This is a genomic window from Campylobacter concisus, assembly GCF_003048555.1.
GTDB lineage: Bacteria > Campylobacterota > Campylobacteria > Campylobacterales > Campylobacteraceae > Campylobacter_A > Campylobacter_A concisus_AO.
This window is the reverse complement of the sequence record NZ_PIRR01000015.1, coordinates 33,997-42,238: the sequence shown is the minus strand read 5'-3', so window position 1 is coordinate 42,238 and position 8,242 is coordinate 33,997. Positions and strand designations below refer to the sequence as shown.

Below are 8,242 nucleotides of genomic sequence, written 5' to 3'. Positions count from 1 at the left end.
GAGCAAATTGAGATAATAAAGAGAAATTTGTCCTCAAATAGCCAATTTTAAATGGTTTTAGAAATTTTCTAATGTAAATTTAAAATTTATCTTTTGAATAAAAAATAGTCGCTTTATAAAAAATGAAAAGGTTTTTAAGTTTAAAATTTAGAATTTAAAGGAGAGCAAATGCTCTCCTTCTTGTTAGGCATTTAGCCCAGTATTTCTTAGCATAACGCGTTTGCGATATACATTTGATACTTCAGCTGCATCTCCAACTAAAAGTGCATTTGTAGCACAGATGGCCGCACACATAGGCACTTTGCCCTCAGCCATTCTATTTTGGCCGTAAAGCTCTCTCTCCTCGTGTGAATTTGTTGGCTCTGGACCGCCTGCACACATTGTACATTTATCCATTACACCTTTTACACCAAATGCACCATCTTTAGGGAACTGTGGTGCACCAAATGGACAAGCATATAAGCAGTATCCACAACCTATACACTTATTTTTATCATGAAGTACGATGCCATCGGCTCTAATATAGAAACAATCAACCGGGCAAACTTGCTCACAAGGTGCATCAGTACAGTGTTGGCATGCAATAGTAGTTGAAACCTCTTTACCTTCAATACCATCATGAAGTGTAATGACCTTTCTTCTATAAATTCCCACTGGAAGTTCATGAGCAGAAGAGCAAGCAACTTGGCAACCATAACAACTAATACATCTATCAGTATCTACGAAAAATTTCATTCTTGCCATTTTATTCCTCCTTACTCTTTACCCATGGCGTCTCTCTCGCCATATTCATGGAAAAACGATGTTTTAAATGTATTTTCCTCAGCTTTTTCTATACGGCAAAGACCTGCGTTAAACTCTGAAATTTGAGTAACTGGGTCAAATCCGTAGTTAGTAACTGTGTTAAAGCTCTCGCCAATAACATAAGGCTTAGTGCCCTCTGGATAGCGAGCTGAAAGATCAACGCCTTGCATAATACCAGCGAAGTTGTATGGCATACAAATTCTATCTGGAGTTACCATCTGGCTGTGATAGCATCTTACTTTGATCTTTGTGCCTTGTGGGCTGTGAATCCACATCATATCGCGATCTTTTATGCCGTATTTTAAAGCTAGCTCTGGATTAACATTAGCAAACATCTCTGGCGTAATAGCTGATAGATATTTACTAGTTCTTTCGATCATTCCTGCACCACTTAAGTTTACGACGCGTTGCGTGCTAAACACGATAGGGAACTCTTTTGACCAATCTTTTGCTTGTTGCTCTGACTTAAACTTAGTAGAAACACGGAAATTTCTAGCTTGATCTTCAAATGTCGGATACTTTTGAACAAGATCCCAGCGTGGTGAGTGAACAGGCTCTCTATGTTTTGGAATAGGATCAAGGAATTCCCAAACGATAGCTCTTGCTCTTGCATTACCATAAGGTACAACACCTTTTTCGCGACATTTTTCAAAGATAATACCACTATAATCCATACTCCAGCTTGGTCCCATCTTAGCTTTCTCTTCTTCAGTTAGAGTTATGCCTAAGACTTTTTCTATATTCTCTTTTGTGATTTGTGGATATCCACCTTTTATAGCTGAGCCAACAAGTGTTGTCTCTTCACTAGCTAGCTGACTAACGCCGTTGTGCTCTAGACCAAAGCGATTTCTAAAGCCTGAACCACCTTCAACATAAGGCTTGCTCATATCATATAGTATTGGTGTTCCAGGGTGTTTTTCATCCCATGCTGGCCATGGTTTACCGTAGTACTCGCCTTTAACTTCACCAGCAATACCCATTAGTGTATCTGGGTCAAATTTATCCCAGTTTGCTTGATGACGTCTAAACATCTCGGCTGTTCTACCACCATAACCTATAGAATTTCCAACTCTTGCTATCTCATTTGTCGCATCATCAGGCCATACAAAGTCATCTTTTACTTGTTTTATTTCACGATCTACGATACCCATTTTCATGCCTTTTACGTATTCATCGTAAAAGCCAAATTTCTTAGCAAATAAGAACATTACTTCGTGATCGCCCTTGCTCTCATAAAGTGGATCAACAACTTTTGTTCTCCATTGACCTGAGCGGTTTGTAGCACTTAAGTGACCTTCATTTTCAAATGCAGTCGCTACTGGCAAGATATAAACGCCATCTTTTCTGTCTGAAAGGATAGAAATTTCATTTACAAATGGCTCAGCTACAACGATCATATCTAGTTTTGAAGCTGCTTCTTGAATTTTAGCTAGGTGCGCCATAGACGTTAAACCAGTTCCTTGAACCCAAAGAACTCTCAATGCACCACTACTAAATGTGTTCTCCTCTTTCAAGACGCCTTGCCACCATTTTGAAAGTGACCAGCCTTTTTCGTTTCTCCAGTTCCTATCTTCTGGATGTTTAGGATCGTGGTAATAATACTCTTCAAAGACTGTGTTTTTAACAGGAGTGCCGCCTTGTTTTGGCTCTTTTGTTGAGACCGCAAAGCGTTTAATAAATTCATCATAATCAACGCCCCAGCCTTTGCAGTAATATTTCCATGCTGCATCAGTTAAGCCATAATACATTGGCAAGCTATCTGAAAGGTTACACATATCAGTTGAGCCTTGAACATTGTCGTGACCACGAATGATATTACAGCCGCCGCCTGCTTTACCCATATTTCCTAGAATTAGTTGAAGGATAGGTAAAATTCTTGTATTTGATGTACCAACTGAGTGTTGAGTAATGCCAAGTGCCCAAACAACAGTACCCGGTTTTGTATGAGCTAGGATATCTGCGGCTTTTAGTAGCTTATCAACTGGTACTCCAGTAACATCAGATGTAACCTCTGGTGTCCAGTGCTCAGCCTCTTTTCTTATCTCATCAATACCATAAGTTCTATTTTCTATAAATTCTTTATCTTCCCAGCCATTTTTAAGAATGATGTGGATAAGACCATAAACAAGTGCAATATCAGTTCCTGATCTTTGTCTCAAATAAAGATCAGCATGTGCAGCTGTCTTTGTAAAATTTGGATCAGCTACGATTACTTTTGCATTGTTTCTATCTTTTGCTTGCAAAGTGTGCTTCATACCGCCAACTGGGTTTGCCACAGCTGGGTTTGCTCCAATTATAAATATACATTTTGAGTTTGCAGCCATATCTCCAAAGTGGTTTGTCATTGCGCCATAACCCCAAGTATTCGCCACACCGGCGACTGTTGCGCTATGTCAAATTCTTGCTACGTGGTCGTTGCTGTTTGTGCCCCAAAACGCAGCAAATTTTCTAAAGTAATATGATTGCTCGTTGTTAAATTTCGCAGATCCTAAGAAAACTACACTATCAGGTCCATCTTCTTTGCGGATCTGAAGCATCTTATCACCGATCTCATTTACAGCTTGATCCCATGAAATTCTTTGCCATTTGCCATCAACCTTTTTCATAGGATATTTGATGCGCTGTTTACTATGTGTAAGGTCGATTTGATCGATACCTTTTGAACAGTGTGAGCCCTGAGATATTGGGTGGTACATCGCCATATCTTGGCGAACCCAAACACCATCTTTTACCTCAGCCTCGATACCACAGCCTGCTGAACAAATAGAACAGATAGTTCTAACCTTTTTCGAGCCAGGGAAAGGATCTTTTATCTCTTCCGCAGTTGCCTCTCTGATCGTATCATTTTTTCCAAAAGCCATTGTGGTGCCAGCACCAAGTGCAGCTAGCTTTAAAAATGAACGTCTCCCTATACGTGCATCACTCATGGTTTTCTCCCTTAGTAAGCGATTTTATAGTAGGTTTCCCAGTTCTTGCTTTTTTTATAAAGCACCTCTTTTTTGTTTGACTTGCCAACGACGACACCATTGTCATCAGGAGCTAAGTCGTCACTAGTCACTTTTGCTACGGCTGAGACTGCGAGTACACCGCCGGCAGCACCGACTTTTAGAGATTTTTTTAGAAAATCTCTTCTTGATCCTTGCATTTTTTCTCCTTAGCTCTCAAACTTAAAAATTTGAGAATTTGGTTTGATTGGTCTTCACAATTTGCAACTTTAGAAATTCTAAAATATTGCAAGGCCTATTTCAGGGCTTTTTATAGCCTAGATTTAAACTCTGCAAATTTAGCATAATTGCAAGATAATCAAAGTAAATATAAAGCTTTAATTAAATATGTTAAGTTATTGTTAAAAATATAAGAAAATATATTTAATATTTTAACTTTTATGAATTTTGAGAGAAAGGCTAATTTAAAGTATAAATTCTAGGGAGAGCTCCCTAGAAAAGATTATTTTAGATCACTTTTGTTTATGATAAATGGCACTGATCTAACTCCAGCTGAGAAATATTTTTTACGTAAAGTATCTATCTTGTCGCTCTCTTCTTTGCTAACATTTTTTTCATCTACGTTATAATCTTCAGAGAAATACTTTCTTAAAATTTTAACCTTATCGCTATCACTTTTTGCATTTTTTATATCTTTATAGATCAAAGCACTTTTTTGTAAAGACGATAATTCATGCACTGGAGTTAGGATGATTTCAACGTTATTGTCTTTTAATGTCGTTTCGATCTTTGCTAGCTCGGCTCTACAATATGGGCATTCAGGATCTGAAAACATGATAAGAGTTGGCTTTTTGCTATCATTGCCAAGAGTTATAACATTTGCCTTGTCTTCATTTTTATAAATTTTAGCTAGTGACTTTACTAAATCAAGTGCTGCTTTTTCTGCGATTACCTTTTTTTCTTCAGCCAAATAAGACTTTTGCTCCTTTAAATTTACAACATCAGGAAACATAAGATCGCCCTTAACAAAAGTCACATCTTCTTGAGACATATCTCCTTTGCTAAATTTTAAGCTTACTTTTTCTATATCATCTAAAATTTTAGTGCGTTCTACGACTTTTACATTAACACCATCGATATTTTGATTTTTAAAAACTTCTGAGTAAAAATCTTCTATTTGCTTATTGCTAGCTGCCATTAGGCTAGTTGCCGCTAATATTGAGGCCAAAACCACTTTTTTCATTTTTTTCCTTTTAAAAAATTTGGCGGATTATATTTGCTTTTTGTAAATGAATACTAACCGCGAAAGACTCTATCATTTCCTTGCTTCATTATGTCACTCTCAAGATCGAGCTGCTCAAGATAAGCGATTACATATTTTCTACTTAGATTTAGTGCATCCTTGGCGTTTGTGACATTTACAAAGCCTTGATTTTTGATGATCTCTCTTAGTTTATCAAGTGCCATTTTTAGCGAATTTCTAGTGATAAAAAGATTATGCTCCAGCCTTACAACTCTGCCCATTGCAGTTAGTTTTTTAAGGGCATTATCACCACTTAGCCTATCTATTTCCAGCTCATCATATATATTATAAGGTGCCGTAGGAGCTAGTTTTCCGCTTTCTAAAATTTCATAAATTTTCTCTTCAAGCCTTACTTTTAGTTTGCTTATATCAACGCCCTTTTTTGTATAGACGCCATCATTTTTAGAGATTAAGTTTATACTTTCAAGCTCATCAAGTGCTTTTTGAGCCAAATTTTGACTAGCCCAAGCAAGCTTTAAGCTTATACTTTGAGCTGAAAAGACAGCAAATTCATTTTTCTCTATCATAAATTTAACCACAGATTTTATCCGCTCAACCGCGCTTAGATCGTAGATATTTAAAGCCTTTTCATCAACAAAGACGTTTGAGACTTTTTTGGCCACATTTACGGCCTCTTCGTGACTTAGTCCAAACCTTTGATAAGAAGAGATGATGCCAAAGCCATTTTTGTGAGCCTCTTTTAAGATAGAAAAGGCTCCAACAAAATCATTCTTTAAAAGTGCAGCCAAAAAGAGAATTTTGCCAGCTTTTTTTAGTGGCTCAAGCACAGGATTTAGCACTCTGCCACCGCCTATCACGCGTGCGTCTGAGATGAGCACAAATGCCTCGTCAAATTTCAAAAACATATCGCTTTGAAATTTAAATGTTACAAAGTAGCTATCATCTTTTTGGCTAAGGATTAGCACCTTTGCAGGGACGTTTTTAGCACCCACGCAAAAAGTTACACTTTGAGAGTGGATGAGATTTTTAGCAGTTACGACCGCATCAACCTCTCTAAATCCCCTAAAAAAGCCCTTTTTACTAAGTAACTGCCCTTTTTTTAACTCATTAAGCTCAATTCCTGTCAAATTTAGCGCCACTCGGCTGCTAACCCCTGCATTATCTACAAATTTATCATGGCTTTGCACGCTTCTTACTAGCACCTCTTTGCCAGCATCGTAGTTAAAAAGCTTCTCGTTTTTACTAACGCTTCCCTCTATAACGGTGCCAGTTACGACATTTCCGATACCTTTTAGGCTAAAGACCCTATCGATGTAGTATCTAAAAACACCTTCCTCATCGCGTTTTCTAGCCCTTAGTGTAAAGAGATAGTTTCTAAGCTCGTCAATGCTTGCCTTATCCTTTATACTAACGGCAAAAATTTCTAAAATTTGTAGGTTTTTAAATTTAGAAATTTCATCTCTTATCTCTTTTTTTCTTAAATTTATAGTCGCTTCATCTACGAGGTCACACTTTGTAAGTGCCACGATCAAAGACTTCACACCAAGAAGATTTAAAATTTCAAGGTGCTCCAAGCTTTGAGGCATAAGGCCGTCATTTGCCGCCACCACAAACAAGCACGCATCAAAGCCATACGCGCCACTTATCATCGTTTTTATGAGATTTTCATGCCCAGGCACATCGATAAAGGCGATATTCTCATCATTTTTACTTAAATTTGAAAAGCTTAGATCGATCGTTATGCCACGCTTTTTCTCCTCTTCAAGATTGTCCCCCTCAAAGCCATTTAACTCTTTTATGAGTGCGGTTTTGCCGTGGTCGATATGCCCTGCTGTTCCTATTATTAGACTCATTTTTCTTCCGTTTCATTTATTATTTTTATTAGTTCATTTACATCTTCATCTAAAAGTGTTCTTAAATCAAGCAAAAATTTATCATTTTCTATGCGGCCGATCACCTTTTTTTGTCTAAATTTCTGCTCATTTAAAACTGCATCTCCACTAACTGCCAAAGCCACGCTTGGGATCTTTTTATTTGGCATCGCACCACCTCCTACAAAGGTTTGTGTGCGAACTATCTCAAGCGGGGTTTTTAGATTTTTATTTATAAAATTTGCTAAGTTTTCAAGCTCTTTTATGCTTTTGTGAAGTAGTTTTTGCGTTGTGATTAGCTCAAATTCTTTATTTAAATAAGCTTTCATGCTCTCAGCCAAGAGCGAGATGATCACTTTATCTATGCGAAGCATTCTTAAAAGCTGGTTTTTTCTAAGTTTTGCGATGAGCTCTTTTTTGCCAACAATGATGCCACACTGCACCGCACCAAGCAGCTTATCACCGCTAAAACTAACTAGCGAAACATCTTTTAAATTTTTTAGATCTGGCTCATTTTTGTCTAAGTTAAATGGCAAATTTCCGTAAAATCCACTGCCAAGATCAAAATAATCTATCAAATTTTGCTCACATGCCAATTTACTTAGTTCATTTGCTGTAACCTCTTCGCTAAAACCCACAATGTCAAAATTTGAGCGATGAACCTTTACAAGCATCGCCGTATTTTCACTAATTGCCTCTTCGTAGTCTTTTAGCTTAGTTTTGTTTGTCGTGCCAACCTCTTTCAAAAAGCAGCCCGCATTTGCCATCACCTCAGGCACCCTAAAACTACCGCCTATCTCGACTAGCTCGCCTCTGCTAACGACGACCTCCCTACCCTTTGCAAAGGTGTTTAGCACCAAAAACACAGCGCTTGCGTTATTATTTACGACGATGGCGTCTTCAAAACCAAATGCTCTTGCGATCATCTCACCGATATAGTCATATCTGTTGCCACGGTTGCCTGTTTTTAGGTTGTATTCAAGGTTTGAATACCCTGTGATTACCGGAGTTGCACGACTTAAAATTTCTTTATCGATGACACTTCTAGCAAGGTTTGTGTGAATGGTCACACCGGTTAAATTTAGCACTCTTTGAAGGCTTGATTCATTAAATTTATGATATTCGTTTAGGATTAAATCTATTATTTCTTGCAACGCAAAATTTGCATTTTCATTTAAAATTTTAGCTCTAACTTCATTTAAAATTTGCCTTGCAAGCAATGTGACTAAATTTATATCAAATCCTGAAAATGCTTCGTTTTTTATGATCTTATCAACTTGTGGGATATCTCTTAAATCGCTCAATTCGTGCTCCTAGTAAGTTAGTTTTACCAAGCCGTGATTTTAACATAAAAAATA

6 protein-coding genes and 1 pseudogene are annotated in these 8,242 nt (G+C 37.5%); all 7 read right to left on the bottom strand.

Annotated features, from left to right (window positions below; genetic code table 11):
• Positions 1-183 precede the first annotated feature (183 nt).
• Entirely contained in the window at positions 184-744 is a 561-nt protein-coding gene (gene fdh3B / locus CVS92_RS04190) for a formate dehydrogenase FDH3 subunit beta (RefSeq protein WP_103560538.1), read from the bottom strand.
• 11 nt (positions 745-755) lie between these two features.
• Entirely contained in the window at positions 756-3,410 is a 2,655-nt protein-coding gene (locus CVS92_RS04185; RefSeq protein WP_234398698.1) for a formate dehydrogenase subunit alpha, read from the bottom strand.
• A gap of 60 nt (positions 3,411-3,470) precedes the next feature.
• A pseudogene (locus CVS92_RS09155) lies at positions 3,471-3,665 on the bottom strand (hypothetical protein); the annotation flags it as partial.
• 77 nt (positions 3,666-3,742) lie between these two features.
• Positions 3,743-3,949, bottom strand: a complete 207-nt coding sequence (locus tag CVS92_RS04175; protein ID WP_009294906.1) for a twin-arginine translocation signal domain-containing protein — start codon at positions 3,947-3,949, stop codon at positions 3,743-3,745.
• A 302-nt stretch (positions 3,950-4,251) separates the two neighbouring features.
• Positions 4,252-4,992, bottom strand: coding sequence for a thioredoxin domain-containing protein (locus tag CVS92_RS04170; protein ID WP_107686256.1), 741 nt, complete (start codon positions 4,990-4,992; stop codon positions 4,252-4,254).
• Positions 4,993-5,045: 53 nt separating this feature from the next.
• Complete coding sequence (gene selB / locus CVS92_RS04165) at positions 5,046-6,866, bottom strand: selenocysteine-specific translation elongation factor (protein WP_107788609.1); 1,821 nt, start codon at positions 6,864-6,866, stop codon at positions 5,046-5,048.
• Positions 6,863-8,188 (bottom strand): L-seryl-tRNA(Sec) selenium transferase, encoded by a 1,326-nt coding sequence (selA, locus tag CVS92_RS04160; protein ID WP_107788608.1) that lies wholly within the window; start codon positions 8,186-8,188, stop codon positions 6,863-6,865. The genes selB and selA overlap by 4 nt, the downstream gene beginning before the upstream one ends.
• Positions 8,189-8,242 lie beyond the last annotated feature (54 nt).

Excerpts from the sequence above, each read along its gene's own strand:
- CVS92_RS04170 (WP_107686256.1), bottom strand. The coding sequence starts at position 4,992 with ATGAAAAAAGTGGTTTTGGCCTCAATATTAGCGGCAACTAGCCTAATG.
- selB (WP_107788609.1), bottom strand. The coding sequence starts at position 6,866 with ATGAGTCTAATAATAGGAACAGCAGGGCATATCGACCACGGCAAAACC.
- fdh3B (WP_103560538.1), bottom strand. The coding sequence starts at position 744 with ATGGCAAGAATGAAATTTTTCGTAGATACTGATAGATGTATTAGTTGT.
- CVS92_RS04175 (WP_009294906.1), bottom strand. The coding sequence starts at position 3,949 with ATGCAAGGATCAAGAAGAGATTTTCTAAAAAAATCTCTAAAAGTCGGT.